This is a genomic window from Uliginosibacterium gangwonense DSM 18521 (genome assembly GCF_000373965.1).
GTDB classification, from domain to species: Bacteria; Pseudomonadota; Gammaproteobacteria; order Burkholderiales; family Rhodocyclaceae; genus Uliginosibacterium; species Uliginosibacterium gangwonense.
On sequence record NZ_KB892865.1, the window covers coordinates 95,521 to 111,843 of the forward strand.

Consider the following 16,323-nt stretch of genomic DNA (forward strand, 5'->3'; position numbering starts at 1 on the left):
CTGCTCACTCCCAGCCTTCGGCCACAGTCTCCGCTTGCTGCAGTACCAGTTGCACGGCTTCTTCCTGTTTGTCGGGCGGGTACTTGTATTTGCGCAAGATGCGCTTGACCATCAGGCGCAGCTTGGCTCGCACGTTTTCGCGTTGCGACCAGTCGACCGACACGTTTGCGCGCAGGCTGGCGGCGAGTTCATGGGCGATCTTTGCCAGTGTGGCATCCCCCAGCTCCAGCACTGACGCTTCGTTGTTGGCAAGTGCGTCATAGAAAGCCAGTTCATCCTCGTTCAGCCCGAGCTTCTCACCACGGTCTGCTGCGGTTTTGAACTTCTTGGCCATCTCGACCAGTTCTTCCATCACCTGTGCTGCTTCGATGCTGCGGTTCTGGTAACGGGTCACTACGTTGCTGAGTAGTTCGGAGAACTTCTTCTGCTGCACGATGTTGCTGGCAAAGCGGCTTTTGATCTCGCCTTCCAGCAGGCGTTCCAGAAGCTCCACCGCCAGATTGCGCTCCGGCAGCGCCTTCACCTGATCCAGAAAATCATCATCCAGCAAGCCGATGTTGGGCTTATCCAGGCCCACCGCTTCGAAAATATCCACGACCCCGTTGGCAACGACGTACTTTGCCACCACCTGCTGCACAGCAAGCTCCCGCTGCTCGTCCGTTAGCTTCTTCGCCACGATGTCGCGCTTGGTTAGCAGCACCTTGATCGCGCTGAAGAAGGCAACCTCTTCCCGCACGGCCTTGGCTGCATCCAGCGTGCAGCACAGCGTAAAGGCCTTGCTCATCGCCAGAGCGTTATCCGCAAAGCGCTTCTTGCCATCCTTGATGCCCAGCACAAAGTCCGCAGCCCTCCCCAGCAGTCGGTGTCCTCCAGTCAGGTAGTCGCTGTAATCAAAGTCATGAAGCATTCCGCGCAGCACATCCAGCTTCTCTTCCAGCACAGCGTAGGCTTCACGGGCATCCACAGTGGGTCGGCCCCGGCCATTGCTGGCGGTATATTCCTTCAGCGCACTTTTCAGCTCACTGGCAATGCCGATGTAATCGACTACCAGCCCGCCTTCTTTGCCCTTGAAAACACGATTGACGCGGGCAATCGCCTGCATCAGATTGTGGCCCTTCATGGGTTTATCCACGTAGAGCGTATGGACGCAAGGCGCATCGAAACCCGTGAGCCACATATCCCGCACGATCACAAGCTTGAGCGGGTCGGCAGGGTCTTTGAAACGCTTTTCCAGGCGCTTCTTTACCTGCTTGCTGTAGATATGGGGGCGGAGCATCGCCTTGTCGGAGGCCGAACCTGTCATCACGATCTTGATGGCGCCCTTCTCCGGGTCGGCATCGTGCCAGTCCGGGCGCAGCTTGATGATTGCTTCGTATAGATGCACACAGATTTCGCGGCTCATCGCCACTACCATCGCCTTACCATTGCGCAGCCCGTCATTGGACTGGTTGCGCGTCTCGAAGTGCTCCACGAGGTCCGCTGCCACCTGTGCAATACGTGGCGCTGCCCCAACCAGCTTTTCCAGCGCGGCCCAGCGGCTCTTCAGGCGGGCCTGTTCGTTCTCTTCCTCATCCTCGGCCAGCTCATCGACTTCATCGTCAATATTGGGCAGATCATCCTGATTCAGGCCCAGCTTTGCCAAGCGTGATTCGTAATAGATCGGCACCGTGGCGCCATCATCCTGCGCCTGCTGCATGTCATACACATGGATGTAGTCGCCAAACACGGCGCGTGTATCGCGGTCGGTGCTCGAAACCGGTGTGCCGGTAAAGGCGACAAAGGTCGCATTCGGCAGCGCATCGCGCAGATGCTGGGCATACCCTACCTGAAAACGCTCTGCCCCCGGCTTACCCTTAAGCTTGGCTTCAAACCCGTATTGGGTACGATGCGCTTCATCCGCAATCACCACAATATTGTGGCGCGCACTCAGCGCCGGGAAAACCGTCTCCCCCTCCAAAAGCATGAACTTCTGGATCGTCGCAAATACAATCCCGCCCGATGGCCGATTCGCCAGCAGGCTGCGCAGCTCATCGCGTGAATCCGCCTGCACGGGCTGCTCACGCAGCAAATCCTGCGACAAGGAGAACACGCCAAAAAGCTGCCCATCCAGATCGTTGCGGTCCGTAATCACCACAATGGTCGGATTCTCCATCGCGGCCTCGCGCATCACGCGAGCCGCAAAGCAAGTCATTGTAATGCTCTTGCCGCTGCCCTGCGTATGCCAGACTACGCCCCCTTTACCTTTGTCACTGCTGGCCCGTTCTGGCCGGGATGCCTGTACCACCTGCTCAATCGCCGCCCGCACCGCGTGAAACTGGTGATAGCCTGCAATTTTCTTGATCAGCCCGCCGTCATCCTCAAACAGCACAAAAAACCGCAGGTAATCCAGCAGATAACGTGGCGCCAGCACCCCATACACCATGGTTTCCAGCTCGCCAAACTGGCCGAAAGGGTCAAGCGCTACCCCATCCACCGTGCGCCACTGCATGAAGCGCTCCGCATTGGCCGAAAGCGAACCCATGCGCGCTTCCGAGCCATCCGAGATCACCAGAATCTCGTTGTACTGGAACACATCCGGGATCTGCTCCTTGTATGTCTGGATCTGCTCATACGCCTTCCAGATATCCGCGTGCGTATCTGCCGGGTTCTTCAGCTCCAGCAAAACCAGCGGCAGACCATTCACAAACAGGATGATGTCGGGTCGACGTGTATGCTTGGCCCCCTTGATGCTGAACTGGTTGATCGCCAGCCACTCATTCGCTTCCACGCGCTCGAAATCGATCAGGCGCACAAAATCGCCACGTGTCTCGCCATCTTTCTGGTATTCCACCCGCACGCCATTGACCAGCAGGCTGTGAAAGGCCCGGTTCGCCGAGAGCAGCACCGGCACATCCAGATTGCGCACCTGCCGCAAGGCATCCTCACGCGCCGCCAGCGGCACCTGTGGGTTGAGCCGCTCAATCGCCTCCCGCAGCGACCCCAACAGAAGCACCTCGCGGAAATTATCACGCCACGGGTCCGCCGCATCCGGTGCAATGTCATACCCACACACGTGGCGGTAGCCGGTCTCCACCAGCCAGCTCAGCACTTCCTGTTCGAGTTGGTCTTCAGTCATTCGGCATTACCAAGTAAGATCTGATTGAGCGCAATGTTGATGTAGTAGTTACTGCGGCCGATCTTCTGCTTCTCCACAAACCCACCTTCTGCCAGCGCATCAAGGTAGCGGGTAGCCGTCAGGCGCGAGACTTCAAGGTCTCGCTGCACGAATTCGATCTTCGTGTAGGGGTGGGTGAACAGGTTGTTGATCAAGTCCTGGCTATAGAATCTGTAACCCTCGCGTATCCGGTGCTTATAGTCGAACAAGGCCCACTTGATCGCATGAATAGTCTTGATGGTCTGGCCCGCCGTCTGCTCCACAGCTTCCAGCATGTAGAGCACCCATGCCTCCCACGCATCCTGATCGCGCACCGTCTGCAACAAGCAGTAGTAATCGCCCTTGGTGCGCACGATGTGGCTGGACAGGTAGAGCACTGGCACATCCAGCAAGCCCTCTTTCACCAGATACAGTACATTCAAGATTCGCCCGGTGCGCCCGTTGCCATCGTAGAATGGGTGGATGCTCTCGAACTGGTGATGGATCAGGGCCATCTTGATCAAAGGGTCCACATCAAGCAGCCCCGCGTCATTGATGAAGCGCTCCAAGCCAGACATCAACGCAACAATCTCGGCGGGGTCCTGCGGCGGCATGTACACCATGCTGCCTTTGCCGTCCTTCAGCGCGGTCCCTGGCAGCTTGCGGAAGCCCGCATTGTTCCGTTCCAACTCTCCCTGCACCTGAATGATGTGGTTAGCGGTGATCAGCCCATTTTCACGAACCAAGTCGAAACCTAGGCGTAGAGCCTGCCGGTAGCGCAGCACTTCCTTAGCTGCTGGGCTAGCAAAGGCCTCGGGCAGCACATCGTCCTTGAACAACTCGTCGTGAGTCGTCACGATGTTCTCAATTTCCGAGCTGTCCTTCGCTTCCTGCAGACCCAGCGTGTTGATCAGAATGCCTTGATTCGGGATGGAGGCCGCGATGCCCTTCAACTCAGCCAAGGCCCGACTGGCGCTAGCCAGCTTTTTCAGGATGCTAGGCGTATCGAAACGCGCCACGTCCAGTTGTTCAAGCGGAAAGATTCCAGGCATCAGAGCGCGCCTCTAGAATGATTTGTTCAGAAAGCCTGATTTTCTATGCATTTGCTTTTGATGTGTATAGAAAAGCGGATTTTCTATACATGTCATTGACGGCATGTATAGAAAACGCGACTTTCTAAACATGAGCGAACTGATCGCCTCTGCCGTCAAAGCAGCCCCTCAGACAAGGTCGGCCCCCGCCGCCTGATCCGCCATGCATGGCCGCAGAGCGTGCATTGCCGCTCTGGGCCTTCAAGATTGATGCTGCATCCACCCAACACAACTTCACCACGCTGCGCCGCCTCGGCCAAATCGGCGCCGGGCATACCATATACGATCTCAACCCCGGCTTTTTCGCCGCAGGTGGGGCAACGATATTTACGGGGCGTGATCAAGGACTTTTCTCCTCAGACCTCATAGGACGGCTTCGCCCAATCATTCCTGTTGATCTCTCTGGTCTGGTGGAATCGACGCACGCGAGCCAAAAACTCCACAAAATCGGGGTTCTCCTCCGCCAAGCGGTTGCACATCTCCCAATCAATCTGCTGCCGTTCGCGGGCGGGGATGATGATCTGGCTTTCCGTCGGGGTTTCGGTATCCAGCAGCATCACGCCGATGCCATGTGTGGCAGCCAACATGCGCAGCTCCTTCAAGGTGCCGTCCCCCTCAATTCGTGCCGCAACCAGATAACCCATGTGCGCCCAGGACGAATTCGACACCGCCTGGAAATAGCTCTTGCGTGCATTCGAGCGATTGAGCAAGAGCTTGGCCTCAAACGACCAGAGACGCAAGCATTGCTCGGCCATCACCTTCACGCAATCCCGCAGCGGCCGCCCCCAGTCGCTGGACAAATCCTCCAGCCCCACCATGTCCGGGTGCAGCCACTCATTGGCGCCGCTACCGGATTTGTTCGACGAACGCTTCTCGTCGATCCGCATCGCGTAAACGTCCTGCTCCGCCCGCAGATAATCCATGATCATGGGGTAGAGATCACACTCAGCAAGCTGTCTGGCCGTATCGGATGCAGCACTGGACGCAGGCGCTTCTGCCACCTCGACTTCCGTCGCCGCATCCAGTTCCGACCAGTAATAATGCCGTGGGCGCTCCTCGGTCGTCTTCAACTGCGGATGTTTTTCCTGCCAAGCGGGACGCCCTGCAGCAATTTCCGCTGCCAGTTGCGTAAGCAATTGTTCATCGCTTTGCAGCTTATTGCTGGCTGCCTTTTTGGCAGCGCACTCCTTGGGAAAGTGGGCAAATATCCAGTGCGCGATCTCCCGCGCCGTAAAGGATTGGCCCGCCTGCGCCATCAAGCAGTCAAGTGTGCGTTTTTTTATTTGCAATGCCATGGGCGTCCTTTATCGCTGTTCGGCAATCGCCGCCTCAGCCTCCGGCAAGCGCAAAGCCCCGGAAATCAGCCGGGGGAGCAGAGTATCGCGCAAGGTAGCCAGGGTTTGGGCTTGCTGGTGGTTAGAAATAATCTTCTGCTGTGTGGAACCAACTAAGTCTCCAAACGCTGTTGCTAAAGCAACGCAAGGAACTACAACGGGATATCTCCCCAGTACATCGTTCTGCACACGCTGACGGCCACTGGTGCCGGACATACTCTGAATCGCGTGTTCGCGGAACGCTGGATGTCGTGATAGTAAGTAGCCGTGATATGGCGGCAGTGGCGACTTGGGGCGCAACACCACAAACTCCGTTGACCCCCAACCTGTTTGGTCATCCGACAGAAAGTCGACGAAAGCCGTCTTGCCGTTCTCAAGGCAAGGTGTAATGCGTGCAAGCAAGGTATCACCATTGACAAACTTGGTGCCAGAACCCATTTCGCGTTCGACGACACCAGCTACAGTGTGCCCACTGGTAGCTACACTGGCCATGTCGAGGTAGGGGGCGGTCTCTCCCTTTTTGAGTTTGCGCGTCGGATTTATTTCGTAGGCTTCTTCGAGTGGCAACACCCTCCACCCCCTCGGCACCAAGCCCAGCGGGGATTCTTCGAAGCTGTCGGGAAACAGGGCGGCGAGGTGCTCGGGCATGCCTTCAGGTTGTTCGCCTCGGGCCTTGGCATGCACAGGATCAAAATCCAAGAACCAGGATTTGAACAGCGCCTGCGCAATGGCTTCAAGGGTGGCATTGGTTTCGCGCAGGAGGGCAATTCGGTCGTCGAGGGCACCAAGCAGCGCGGCAATCCGCTCTTGCTCTGCGACCCCAGGAAGAGCCAGCTTGATGGATTTTAGCGAAGTCAGTGGCTGACCGATCCCAGGCGTTCCAACCTGCGACGAGTTCTTGAGCAGCTCAAATCGCCCTATCGATGATTTGAAAAAGTAGTAGATGAACAGCGGAAAAGCTTTGCGCGGATCGCACTTTAGCTTCATCAAGCTTGATGACAATACGTAGCTCTTCCCATCATCAGGCACGATGCCAACCTCGCCGATAGACCCTCGATGTGGGAAGACCAGATCGTTCGCTTCCAGATTGGCTCCGCCTAGCTCTTGTGCTTTCTCGGGAGTGATGAAAACAAATTCTCCAGAAAGCTCTCGGCCTGAAGTCAGGTTCGTTCCGCGAACCACACTAATGCCAGACTTAACATAGCAATCACTTTTCATCCGCGAACCAAAGGGGCCAATTGCAATGCTACTAGCATAGGGAGACTTGATTTCATCAATGCTGAACTCTTGCCACTCAGAACTCATACCCCAGCCCTCCCGTCTTCTGCTTCATCCCCCAGGCCCAGTTCCCGTTCCAGTGCTTCGATACTGGGCAGTTTATCCTGCAGGGCGGTGGGGAGTTGGTGGGTGAGTTCATACGAGGCGATGCCCATGGGTTTGTGCACGTCGGAGAGTGCGTATTCTGCAACCAGCCGGTCGCGGCTCTTGCACAGCAGCAGGCCGATGCTGGGGGCGTCGCCTTCGCTGCGCAATTGTTCGTCCACGGCTTTGAGGTAGAAGTTGAGCTTGCCTGCATGCTCAGGCTCGAAATCGCCGGTCTTGAGTTCAACCACTACATGGCAGTGCAGGCGGGTATGGTAGAAGAGCAGGTCGAGGAAAAACTCACGCTCGCCTACCTGTAGTGGCACTTGGCGGCCGATGTAGGCAAAGCCAGCGCCCAGTTCCAGCAGGAACTGGCTGATGTGTTGGATGAGACCCAGCTCCAGTTCGCGCTCGGTGTGCTCACGGGTAAGCGAAAGAAAATCGAAGAGGTAGGGGTCTTTGAGGGTCTGTACGGCCAAATCGGACTGTGCCGCCGACAACGTGTGGCGGAAGTTGGTGAGGGCGCGCCCTTCGCGCTGCCACAGGCCACTTTCAATCTGGTGCGTGAGCACGCTACGGCTCCAGCCGTGGGCCTGGGATGCCTGCACGTAGTAAAGGGCCTCGTCGTGCTGCTTGCACTTGGCGATGATGGCGAGGTGGTGGCCCCAGGGGATACCGAAGAATCCGGCCGCAAGCTGCTGTGTGATTTGCGAAACAGGCTGTTTCGCAATTTCTGGCGCTTCGGTGTAGAACCGGTGCCACTGGCGGATGAGTTCCAGATTGCGCCGCGAGAACCCCTTTACCTCAGGGAACTCCTGCATCAGATCGGCGCTGAGCTGTTTGAGGAAGCCCTCGCCCCACTGGCTGCCCGCCTGACGCGTCACGATGTCGGCCCCCAGTTCCCAGTAGAACTGGAGCAAGGCCGTATTCACCGTCACGGCCGCCTTGAGCTGCACCTGACGGAAGCGGCTTTTGAGACTGGTGAGCCAGTTTCGGTAGTCGGCTGGCTGGCCGAGGGAATCAGAACTCATACCCCAGCCCTCCCAGCTTCTGGCGGATCAGTTCATCGAGTTCTGCGCCCTTGCGCATCTGCTCGGCGAGCTTTTCGGTGAGCGCCTGCATTTTCTCCGCAAAGGCTTCATCGTCGTCTTCGACCTCTTCGGCCCCGACGTAGCGACCGGGGGTGAGCACATGGCCGTGTTCAGCAATCTCGGCGAGCTTGACCGAGCGGCAGTAGCCGGGGATATCCGTATAGGCTTTGCCGCCCTTGCGCCACTTGGCGACGGTGTCGGCAATGCGCTCGATAGTTTCGTCGGTCAGTTCGCATTGCACGCGGCTGATCATGCTGCCGAGCTTGCGGGCGTCGATGAACAGCACTTCGCCTTTGCGCTTGGTTTTCTGCTTGGCGAGGAACCACAGGCAGGCGGGAATCTGGGTGTTGAAGAAGAGCTGGCCGGGCAGTGCGACCATGACTTCGACCACGTCCGCTTCGACCATGGCGCGGCGGATGTCGCCTTCGCTATTCTGGCTGGAACTCATCGAGCCGTTGGCAAGCACGATGCCTGCGCGGCCCGTGGGCTTGAGGTGGTAGAGCATGTGCTGCAGCCATGCGTAGTTGGCATTGCCTGCGGGCGGGGTGCCATACACCCAGCGGGGGTCACCTTCCAGGCTGCCGTGCCACCAGTCGCTGATGTTGAACGGCGGATTGGCGAGTACGAAGTCAGCACGCAAGTCGGGGTGCTGGTTGCGGGTGAAGGTGTCGTTGGGTTCCTTGCCCAGGTTGAAATCTATGCCCCGGATGGCAAGGTTCATGGCCGCCAGCCGCCATGTGGTGGGGTTGGATTCCTGCCCGTAGATGGAGACATCACCGAGCTTGCCGCCGTGGGATTCGATGAACTTCTCGGACTGGACGAACATGCCACCCGAGCCGCAGCAGGGGTCATACACCTGCCCGTGGTGCGGGGCGAGTACCGCGACCAGCGTTTGCACGATGCTGGCGGGGGTGTAGAACTGCCCGCCCTTTTTGCCCTCGGCGCTGGCGAACTGGCCGAGGAAGTATTCATAGACCTGCCCGAGGATGTCTCGCGCAATGCTGAGGTCTTGCCCGAAGCCGATGGTGGAGACGAGGTCGACCAGCTCACCCAGCTTGCCCTGCGGGAGCTGGGCGCGGGCGTAGCGTTTATCCAGAATGCCCTTGAGCTTGGGGTTTTCGCCTTCAATCAGGCTCAGGGCGTCGTCAATGCGCTTGCCGATGTTGGCCTGCTTGGCAGCGTTGCGCAAGGCTTCCCAGCGGGCGGCTTCCGGCACCCAGAAGACGTTGACCTCGCGGTAGTAGTCGCGGTCTTCGAGTTCCTCGGCGATGAGGGCTTCGTCTGCCTCGCCGAGGTAGTATTCGTCGTCTTCGTCGGCGAAACGGCGGCCAAGTTCGTCGTACCGGGCCTGAAAAGTGTCTGAAACGTATTTGAGGAAGATGAGGCCAAGGACGATGTGCTTGTATTCGGCGGCGTCCATATTGGCGCGCAGTTTGTCAGCAGCGGCCCAGAGGGTCTTGCGGATGTCTTCAATCATGGGTGAAACCAGTGTTGACGCCACCCTGGCCGGGCCTTGGGTGACAATTTGTTTGAACTGACCCAGATTATACGACTGCAGCTTTGGCAACTACGCGTGGCGAAACTCGCCTCAAGGAAATATAATGACGGTGTGATGAAAATCACACTTTTCTGCCTACAAGGTCCGAGTGTCACCTGTTCGCCCCCTGTTATGCAAGAAGCCTAGCTTGCAGCTTCAGTACAGGCGCCTCTGCCCTCCCTGCTCCGGTGCGGGTTTACGCATATTCGATTCCCGCCGCCCCACCAATATGCAGCAAAATCAACAGGTTAGACAAAAACAGCTATCGAAAGATGGCCATTTTTTTGGGCTTTTTGAGGCTGTTTGGTCAACATTTTGGTCAACATTTTTTGACCCAATTCCGTTTAATTTTCGGGCCAGCCGATAGTGCATGGGGAATTCAGAACACTATTGCTACAGCGCCCTCTACTGGCCGTAGTAAGCCTTGACGCCCCGCCGAACATTGATGCAGGATGGCAAGACAGAGTTCGGCCAGAAGCGGGCATTCACGCGGAGAGCCGAAAGCGGCTAGTCAAAGCTATTCCGGGTATGAGCATCAATTTTCTACACCCTCGCTAGGCCTTTTTTCTTGTCAGCTATGAACCATTCCTACTCAACTGTAGTTTTCGGCAAGGCTATCGGTTGTAAATCCCTTGATGAGATTGCACAGTTAATTCAGGGAAGTCCCGCAGAGCGCGCTATGCGCAGACAGGCTGCCGCATATGGGATGGTTCCCACGTGAGGTCAAACGATCATCCCGCAGCAAGTACCCGTCAAGAAAATGCCAGTCAGTGGATTAACTTACTGGCATTGGCCTGTGGGTGGCTTTTTGATGATGACGCGCTGAAAGGCAGAGATCGACTCTAGGCCAACCTTCGTACTGAAACAAATTCGAAGTCCGCGTTAAAATGGGTTGAAGACCATAGGGCAAACGGTAATCCACTTCCATGTTATCGTCTTTGTACATCGTGTCTGGTTGGTCTGTGTTTGCGATAGTTCTTGCCACCCCCTCCGTTTGCGTGCATAGTAAGTAGGCGATTTTCAAGTCTCTGCCGTTTTTTCTGGTCTTGCTGCCGCTTTCTTAAGCGATCTTCCTTTCCCGATTCTCCCGCCGCCTTGATTTTCGTCCCAACTTTGAGGGACTGGTTCCTCGTTTACTTTTAGGATTTGAATATATGGCAACAGGTAAAGTGAAGTGGTTTAACGATAGCAAAGGCTTCGGTTTCATTACTCCCGATGATGGTTCTGATGATCTTTTCGCCCATTTTTCTGCGATTCAGAGCAATGGTTTCAAAACCCTGCCTGAGGGTGCTCAAGTAGAGTTCGAAGTCACTCGCGGTCCCAAGGGGCAGCAAGCTTCCAACATTCGCTTGGTGTAATTGCTTCTTCGCTGCATTATCAATTGCGTTCCATAGTCTGATCGTCTGAAGCAGATCCCATGGGGCTAACGAACGCACTCAAAATTGAGCGGGGTCGCTGATGTCTGCCCCGTTTCAGCATCTCCATTCGTGTCCCTATCGAGCCGCAGCAAAGCTGTCCCTGCGTCGTGACGCGTATCTTTTCGGTCATCCAGCGAGACTGCGCTCCTATCTACCGAGCTTATAAAATTGGCAAAAGAAGAATTACTTGAAATGAATGGTGTTGTGATGGAAGTGCTGCCCGATAGTCGGTTTCGGGTAACACTGGAAAATGGGCACAGTTTGGTAGCCTATACAGCTGGAAAGATGCGAAAGCACCATATTCGTATCCTCGCTGGTGACAAAGTGCAGTTGGAACTTTCTCCTTACGATCTGAGCAAGGGTCGGATTAATTTTCGGCACATCGAAGGACGAACTCCCTTTGTGCCACGCAATCGCCGACCGTAATTACTGGCTTCATCCCGCCCGGTTGTAATGGAGATGCTCTCCAGCGGTGATGGCCGGAATTCTCACCCGTCGTGCCAACGCATCGACCGAGCGCTAGGAAGTGCATTTATCCTTCGCTACGCCCCTATCGGCTTGCAAAAGCAATCAACACACAGATCGCCTGATTGTTCGGCGTTCTCTCCGGCCGTCTCATCTGTGCGGTTCCTGTCCTTCCTCTGGGCTGGCGTGTATCGCCGACCCTGAGGTGCCCGAATCGGACATTACCGATTGGCGGGCAACATACTTAAAAGATCACATGAATATAGAACTACAAAGAGCAAGAGCTCATCAGCTTTGCATCGAAGCAGGCATAGCCGTGCTTCCCTACGGCAATGCCTGGTGGCTGCTGGGTCAGAACATCAATCGCGTGGTAGGCGAATTGGCTGGTTTGTCCCTAGGCGACCTTCGCCGCTATCAACCTAGTCCACGCTAACTCTCAAGTAAAAAGGAGCATTTCATGACCAACGCTATCCAGCGAACCGAACTCAGGACCTTTTATTACACTCCGGTGCATTGTCCCTTCTGCGGTACTCGGGTCATGGGTGCAGATCCGGAGGACGAGACTCGCATTACGGCTTGTCCTCACACCCTGTTCATCGCCCATGACACGGCTTTTGAGTACCGTTCGGTGTGTCTTGACGAAAACCTAAATCTCACAGGTCTGAGTGACAAAGAGGTTGAGGAAAGATGGTTGGGCGAGAAAGGCGGAGTGGATGGCCTAACCAACCAGGTCACGCTCGCGGATGCGATCAAGGTTGCTGCTTACGCTCCATATCCCTCGGCCTATGGTTCGTACTACGGATTTGCGCCTACCGAATAAGTCGTTACTGCGGTCAAATGAGGGGCGGAGGGCGGGCGATCAAGACGCCCCAGATCGCAAGCGTCTCATTCAAGGTTTCTCGCAGAGAGTTTCGCCAAAAGAAAAAGGGAACGCGTTGAACACGTTCCCTTTTAACCCATTTCAACTCAGCTTAACTGACTGGCATTGGCCCACAGACGGCTTTGTCATATCTACATCCCTCCCCCGCTACGCCGCCAACCGCTGCCGCGCCACCTGGGCATACTCTGCGGATAGCTCACAGCCCAGCCACTGATACCCCTTCGGTCTTGTCCCACACAGCCCCCCCGCCACATGAACCCTGCGCCTTGTAGGGCGTCGGTCGTGGTCGGCAACTGGCACCAGTCGGTGAAGAGGCAAACCGGCGCGCCGGGTTTCAACACCCGGTAGCATTCTGATAGCCAGAGCAGGCTCCAATGTAGATGGGATCGTTGATCGCGGTTATCCCCCAGAAATTGCCATGCTTGACTTCATGCACCACACGCTTGAGCAGCACTTCGTGGGTGGCTTTGTTGTACGCCTCCATGCCATTCCAGCGGAAGAAGTTGTCGTTCCAGCTCTTGGCCCAGGCAGATACCGTGGCCACCGCTTTGCTCGACCAGATCACTCATCACTGTGACATCCTCGAAACGGGGAATAATTCCGACCTCCTCAAACGGCGCAAGAAAGGCTCGAAGAGCGGCTGAAAAACTAGAAAGAATTGGGGCGCTTTACCTAGAAACTATTGGACGCTGATTGACAGTTCTGAGACAAAGAAACAGGTCTTCGCGCAGAAAACCTCGCCCTGATAGAAGGCATGGCCCTTCGCTGTCCAAGCGCAGATAATGCGGGCAGGAATGCGGTAGCCTCTGATGACTCCGCCGAGGATGCACAGCCCGGAGACCGGACGAAGGGGTTTTGAGCACGCAGATGCACCCGGTGCATGCCAAGCTGAAGATTCAGATGCCGCGAATCAGCGGGGAGTCGCAGCTACGCAGTGGAGAATATATTGGACTGAGAGAGTCCTTCAGACAAACGAAAAGGCCCTGCAATTTCTTGCAGGGCCTTCGGAATTTGGCTCCCCGACCTGGGCTCGAACCAGGGACCTACGGATTAACAGTCCGGCGCTCTACCGACTGAGCTATCGGGGAATCGAGAAGAAGAATTCTAGATAAGGACCGACCGACTGTCAACTGCTTTTTGCTGAAAACTTAAACTCGGGTACATTTCTTCTGTCAGGCAGGCTGACTGCCTCTGATTATTTCTAGGCCTTGGAGAATGAATCGATGTCGATAGCCTTGTTTGCCCGGATGTCTAGCTCGCGTGGGCTGCGCTTTGGAGTGGCGAGCACCTTGTGTTGTGCCTCACTGCTGGCAATCGCTGCAGTGGAGTCCTATTCCTGGCTGGGTTTGCCCGTCAGCTTCCAGGCCAAGGAATATGTATTCAATCCCTGGCCTGCACTCGAATTGCGTAAGGTGCAATTGCAGACGACCCAACCTATGGATATTCCACATGTATGGCTCAAGCCAGACTGGAATGCCTGGCTGACAGAATTCAAGACCAACCGCTTGCGCGCCGATGTGGATGAAGTTGTGCTGACGCCTTCTGCCCTGGCCCGCATGGGAACCTCAGACGGGCCTTCTACACGCAAGATCACCCATGTGAATTTTTCCCGCATGAAGATCAAGGTAGGTGCCACCACACTGGAGCTGCCTGAAGGCAAAATGGATTTTGGCGGTGATGGTACGCTCACCCAGGTACGGGTCGAGCTTGAAGGTAAGATTCTGGTTACCCTGTCGCCTGACAAGGGCAACCTGCATCTGGCGATTCAAACAGAGCGCACGACCCTGCCCAATTTGCCCGCATTTATATTTGATAGCGTAGTGGCCGAGGGCACTATTGACGACCTGGGTATCAACCTCACCAAACTGGGCGCCAATGGCGATGGGGGCTCGATCAGCGGCAGCCTGAATATCAATCTGGCGGAAGCCGATTCAGCGGTTCTCTCGGGGGATTTGGCATTCAGCAGCCTGCGTGCCAAGGACATTCTGGATCGCCTATACCCACGGCATGTGATTGACGGCGAACTCAACGCCAACGTCAAGCTCCAGGCCAAGGCAAATTCACTGGCGGCGCTCAAGAGTGCCCCCATTCAGATTGAAGGCAACTACACCCTTAAGCGCGGAAGCATCGACCACTTCGGCCTGCTTGAAGGCATCCGCCAAGCCTCTCCAGGTGTTGTCGGCAGCGGCATGTCGCGCTTTGAATCGATCACCGGTAAATTCTCCGGCGGCACAGGAGCCAAGGCCAGTGTGAGTTTTGGTGGGCTGCACAATGGGGCTTTGACAGGTTCGGGCAATTTCACAGTCGCCCCGGATGGGGTGCTGGCGGGGATCATCGCCGGCACACTCAGCCTGCCTGATGGGCAAACCCTGTCCAACCGCTTCGCGCTCAGTGGAAGAGCTTCTGCTCCTGTAATGCGGCGCTAAACCCGTCTGTCACCGGCCCAAGCATATTGCCTTGCGGCCGGTGGCGTATATCTTGATCTTGAGGTGTACTTCCCCCGCACAGAGGCTTCGCAGTAAGATGAGCGATTAAATATTCAGTTTGCGGGGGAAGTTGCATTGCGTGGTCTGTTCGTAGCCTGTCTGTGTGCCCAGTGGTGCGGTACATGTCGTGAATACCGGCCGGGATTTGAGGCTCTGAAGACACGCTTCCCCGCAGTGGAATTCGCCTGGGTGGATGTGGAGGATGAATCCGAGGTGGTTGAAGACCTGGATGTCGAAAATTTCCCCACCCTGGTCATTCAACATGGCACCAGTGTGCTTTTCTACGGCCCGATGTTGCCGCAACTGCCCTTGCTGGAACGCCTGATCTCCACCTACGCGGAACAAAGCACGGAGGAGGCGGCCGCCTACGCCCAAGCCAATGCGGATCGCCGTGCCTTGCAGGGTGTGGCGGATGTGCGTAGCCGTCTGGCCAGATAGCAGGCAGGCGTGTGGACCAACGCTACCGCCCTTCAAACCTGCTCTTGCAATGGCACCTTTCGGATGCCTGCAATCTCCGCTGTACCCATTGCTATCAGGAATCGTTTGAGGCACAGGAACCCGGTCTCGAACACTGGCTGCAGCTCCTGGACGACTACCTGGATTTTCTTGGCGGAGATAGGCAGGCGCCACGCATCCCTGGGCATATCAACGTTACAGGGGGCGAACCCTTTGCCCTGCGGGACTTCCCTGCCCTGCTCGACACATTTGCCCGGCATCGCAAGTCCCTGAGCTTTGGGATTCTGAGCAATGGTACCCTGATTTATCGTGCCATGGCGCGGCAATTGCGCCACTGGAACCCCAGCTTTGTGCAGATCAGCCTGGATGGCATCCCCGCCACCCACGACAGGATTCGTGGTGAAGGCAGCCACGCCAAGGCCGTTGCTGGTATCCGGGCACTCTGCGCCGAGGGCGTTCGTGTATTGATCTCCTTCACTGCACAACCGGACAATTACCAGGAGTTCCCTGCCGTTGCGCGCCTTGGGCATGAATTAGGCGTCCACAAGGTCTGGTCAGACCGGGTCATCCCCCCTTCTGGCCCGGGTGCCACAGCCCTGATGCTCACACCGGCGCAAACAGAAGAATATCTGCTGCTCATGGCCCAGGCGCGTGCAGCCTTGCCCGCCAAAAGCACAACCCAGATTCCACTGCATCGTGCCCTGCAGTTTCTGGAAGGGGGCGATAGCATCTACCGCTGCACGGCAGGCGAATCTCTCATCACCGTCATGCCTGATGGCACCCTTTACCCCTGCCGCCGCCTGCCCATACCAGTGGGGAACGTGTACCAGCACCGCCTCCACGAGCTGTATTACGGCGCTCCCCTACAAGACATCCGTACACCAAGGCAATACGAAGGCTGCGAACAATGTGGCTTTGCCCAACGTTGCCAAGGTGGGCTCAGGTGTTTAAGCTGGGCTGCAACGGGGCGACTGGATCAGGCTGACCCAGGCTGCACGCTGGCTCAGCCGGGCACCGCAGGCAAAGCGTGGGTTCCAATCAAAGCGGTATAACCCCACCAAGCGTATTGA

16 protein-coding genes and 1 tRNA gene are annotated in these 16,323 nt (G+C 56.5%); 8 read left to right on the forward strand and 9 right to left on the reverse strand.

Annotated features, from left to right (window positions below; genetic code table 11):
• Positions 1-4: 4 nt before the first annotated feature.
• The 7 genes from B145_RS0119260 to B145_RS0119290 form a co-directional block, all read right to left on the reverse strand.
• On the reverse strand, positions 5-3,115 hold the full coding sequence (locus B145_RS0119260) for a type I restriction endonuclease subunit R (protein WP_018609568.1): 3,111 nt from the start codon (positions 3,113-3,115) through the stop codon (positions 5-7).
• Positions 3,112-4,185, reverse strand: a complete 1,074-nt coding sequence (locus B145_RS0119265) for a Fic family protein (RefSeq protein WP_018609569.1) — start codon at positions 4,183-4,185, stop codon at positions 3,112-3,114. The genes B145_RS0119260 and B145_RS0119265 overlap by 4 nt, the downstream gene beginning before the upstream one ends.
• A 155-nt stretch (positions 4,186-4,340) precedes the next feature.
• On the reverse strand, positions 4,341-4,568 hold the full coding sequence (locus B145_RS0119270) for a hypothetical protein (protein ID WP_018609571.1): 228 nt from the start codon (positions 4,566-4,568) through the stop codon (positions 4,341-4,343).
• Between the two features lie 12 nt (positions 4,569-4,580).
• Entirely contained in the window at positions 4,581-5,519 is a 939-nt protein-coding gene (locus tag B145_RS0119275) for a COG2958 family protein (protein WP_033407711.1), read from the reverse strand.
• A gap of 9 nt (positions 5,520-5,528) precedes the next feature.
• Positions 5,529-6,863, reverse strand: a complete 1,335-nt coding sequence (locus tag B145_RS0119280; RefSeq protein ID WP_018609577.1) for a restriction endonuclease subunit S — start codon at positions 6,861-6,863, stop codon at positions 5,529-5,531.
• Positions 6,860-7,951: a PDDEXK nuclease domain-containing protein gene (locus B145_RS0119285; protein WP_018609578.1), complete on the reverse strand. Its 1,092-nt coding sequence runs from the start codon at positions 7,949-7,951 to the stop codon at positions 6,860-6,862. Before B145_RS0119285 ends, B145_RS0119280 begins: the two co-directional genes overlap by 4 nt.
• Complete coding sequence (locus B145_RS0119290) at positions 7,941-9,488, reverse strand: class I SAM-dependent DNA methyltransferase (RefSeq protein ID WP_018609579.1); 1,548 nt, start codon at positions 9,486-9,488, stop codon at positions 7,941-7,943. Before B145_RS0119290 ends, B145_RS0119285 begins: the two co-directional genes overlap by 11 nt.
• A 1,214-nt stretch (positions 9,489-10,702) precedes the next feature.
• Between B145_RS0119290 and B145_RS0119295 the strand changes: the two genes are divergently transcribed.
• From B145_RS0119295 to B145_RS0119300, 4 genes are all read left to right on the forward strand, one after another.
• The gene (locus tag B145_RS0119295; RefSeq protein WP_018609580.1) at positions 10,703-10,906 is read left to right on the forward strand and encodes a cold-shock protein; all 204 of its coding nucleotides are present in this window, start codon (positions 10,703-10,705) and stop codon (positions 10,904-10,906) included.
• A gap of 228 nt (positions 10,907-11,134) precedes the next feature.
• Positions 11,135-11,392 carry a translation initiation factor IF-1 gene (gene infA / locus B145_RS28250; protein ID WP_083917820.1) on the forward strand — a complete coding sequence of 86 codons (258 nt, stop codon included), beginning with the start codon at positions 11,135-11,137 and terminating at the stop codon, positions 11,390-11,392.
• A gap of 295 nt (positions 11,393-11,687) precedes the next feature.
• Positions 11,688-11,864 (forward strand): hypothetical protein, encoded by a 177-nt coding sequence (locus tag B145_RS28825; RefSeq protein WP_157288526.1) that lies wholly within the window; start codon positions 11,688-11,690, stop codon positions 11,862-11,864.
• A 105-nt stretch (positions 11,865-11,969) separates the two neighbouring features.
• Entirely contained in the window at positions 11,970-12,251 is a 282-nt protein-coding gene (locus B145_RS0119300; protein ID WP_245541891.1) for a hypothetical protein, read from the forward strand.
• A 394-nt stretch (positions 12,252-12,645) separates the two neighbouring features.
• Here the strand turns inward: B145_RS0119300 and B145_RS28830 are convergent, their stop codons facing one another.
• The gene (locus B145_RS28830) at positions 12,646-12,855 is read right to left on the reverse strand and encodes a hypothetical protein (RefSeq protein ID WP_157288527.1); all 210 of its coding nucleotides are present in this window, start codon (positions 12,853-12,855) and stop codon (positions 12,646-12,648) included.
• Between B145_RS28830 and B145_RS29680 the strand changes: the two genes are divergently transcribed.
• The gene (locus B145_RS29680) at positions 12,794-12,955 is read left to right on the forward strand and encodes an ATP-binding protein (protein ID WP_018609583.1); all 162 of its coding nucleotides are present in this window, start codon (positions 12,794-12,796) and stop codon (positions 12,953-12,955) included. The genes B145_RS28830 and B145_RS29680 overlap by 62 nt on opposite strands.
• Before the next feature lie 368 nt (positions 12,956-13,323).
• Here B145_RS29680 and B145_RS0119315 read toward each other — a convergent pair.
• A tRNA-Asn gene (locus tag B145_RS0119315) sits at positions 13,324-13,399 on the reverse strand.
• 135 nt (positions 13,400-13,534) lie between these two features.
• On the opposite strand from B145_RS0119315, the gene B145_RS0119320 reads away from it, so the two are divergent.
• The 3 genes from B145_RS0119320 (at position 13,535) to B145_RS0119330 (ending at position 16,305) form a co-directional block, all read left to right on the forward strand.
• Positions 13,535-14,737, forward strand: coding sequence for an AsmA family protein (locus tag B145_RS0119320; protein WP_083917821.1), 1,203 nt, complete (start codon positions 13,535-13,537; stop codon positions 14,735-14,737).
• 111 nt (positions 14,738-14,848) lie between these two features.
• On the forward strand, positions 14,849-15,235 hold the full coding sequence (locus tag B145_RS0119325) for a thioredoxin family protein (RefSeq protein WP_026259303.1): 387 nt from the start codon (positions 14,849-14,851) through the stop codon (positions 15,233-15,235).
• Between the two features lie 11 nt (positions 15,236-15,246).
• Positions 15,247-16,305 (forward strand): radical SAM/SPASM domain-containing protein, encoded by a 1,059-nt coding sequence (locus B145_RS0119330; RefSeq protein WP_018609586.1) that lies wholly within the window; start codon positions 15,247-15,249, stop codon positions 16,303-16,305.
• The last annotated feature ends 18 nt before the right edge of the window (positions 16,306-16,323 follow it).

Excerpts from the sequence above, each read along its gene's own strand:
- B145_RS0119260 (WP_018609568.1), bottom strand. The coding sequence starts at position 3,115 with ATGACTGAAGACCAACTCGAACAGGAAGTGCTGAGCTGGCTGGTGGAG.
- B145_RS0119265 (WP_018609569.1), bottom strand. The coding sequence starts at position 4,185 with ATGCCTGGAATCTTTCCGCTTGAACAACTGGACGTGGCGCGTTTCGAT.
- B145_RS0119275 (WP_033407711.1), bottom strand. The coding sequence starts at position 5,519 with ATGGCATTGCAAATAAAAAAACGCACACTTGACTGCTTGATGGCGCAG.
- B145_RS0119280 (WP_018609577.1), bottom strand. The coding sequence starts at position 6,863 with ATGAGTTCTGAGTGGCAAGAGTTCAGCATTGATGAAATCAAGTCTCCC.
- B145_RS0119285 (WP_018609578.1), bottom strand. The coding sequence starts at position 7,951 with ATGAGTTCTGATTCCCTCGGCCAGCCAGCCGACTACCGAAACTGGCTC.
- B145_RS0119290 (WP_018609579.1), bottom strand. The coding sequence starts at position 9,488 with ATGATTGAAGACATCCGCAAGACCCTCTGGGCCGCTGCTGACAAACTG.
- B145_RS0119295 (WP_018609580.1), top strand. The coding sequence starts at position 10,703 with ATGGCAACAGGTAAAGTGAAGTGGTTTAACGATAGCAAAGGCTTCGGT.
- B145_RS28825 (WP_157288526.1), top strand. The coding sequence starts at position 11,688 with ATGAATATAGAACTACAAAGAGCAAGAGCTCATCAGCTTTGCATCGAA.
- B145_RS0119300 (WP_245541891.1), top strand. The coding sequence starts at position 11,970 with ATGGGTGCAGATCCGGAGGACGAGACTCGCATTACGGCTTGTCCTCAC.
- B145_RS29680 (WP_018609583.1), top strand. The coding sequence starts at position 12,794 with ATGCCATTCCAGCGGAAGAAGTTGTCGTTCCAGCTCTTGGCCCAGGCA.
- B145_RS0119320 (WP_083917821.1), top strand. The coding sequence starts at position 13,535 with ATGTCGATAGCCTTGTTTGCCCGGATGTCTAGCTCGCGTGGGCTGCGC.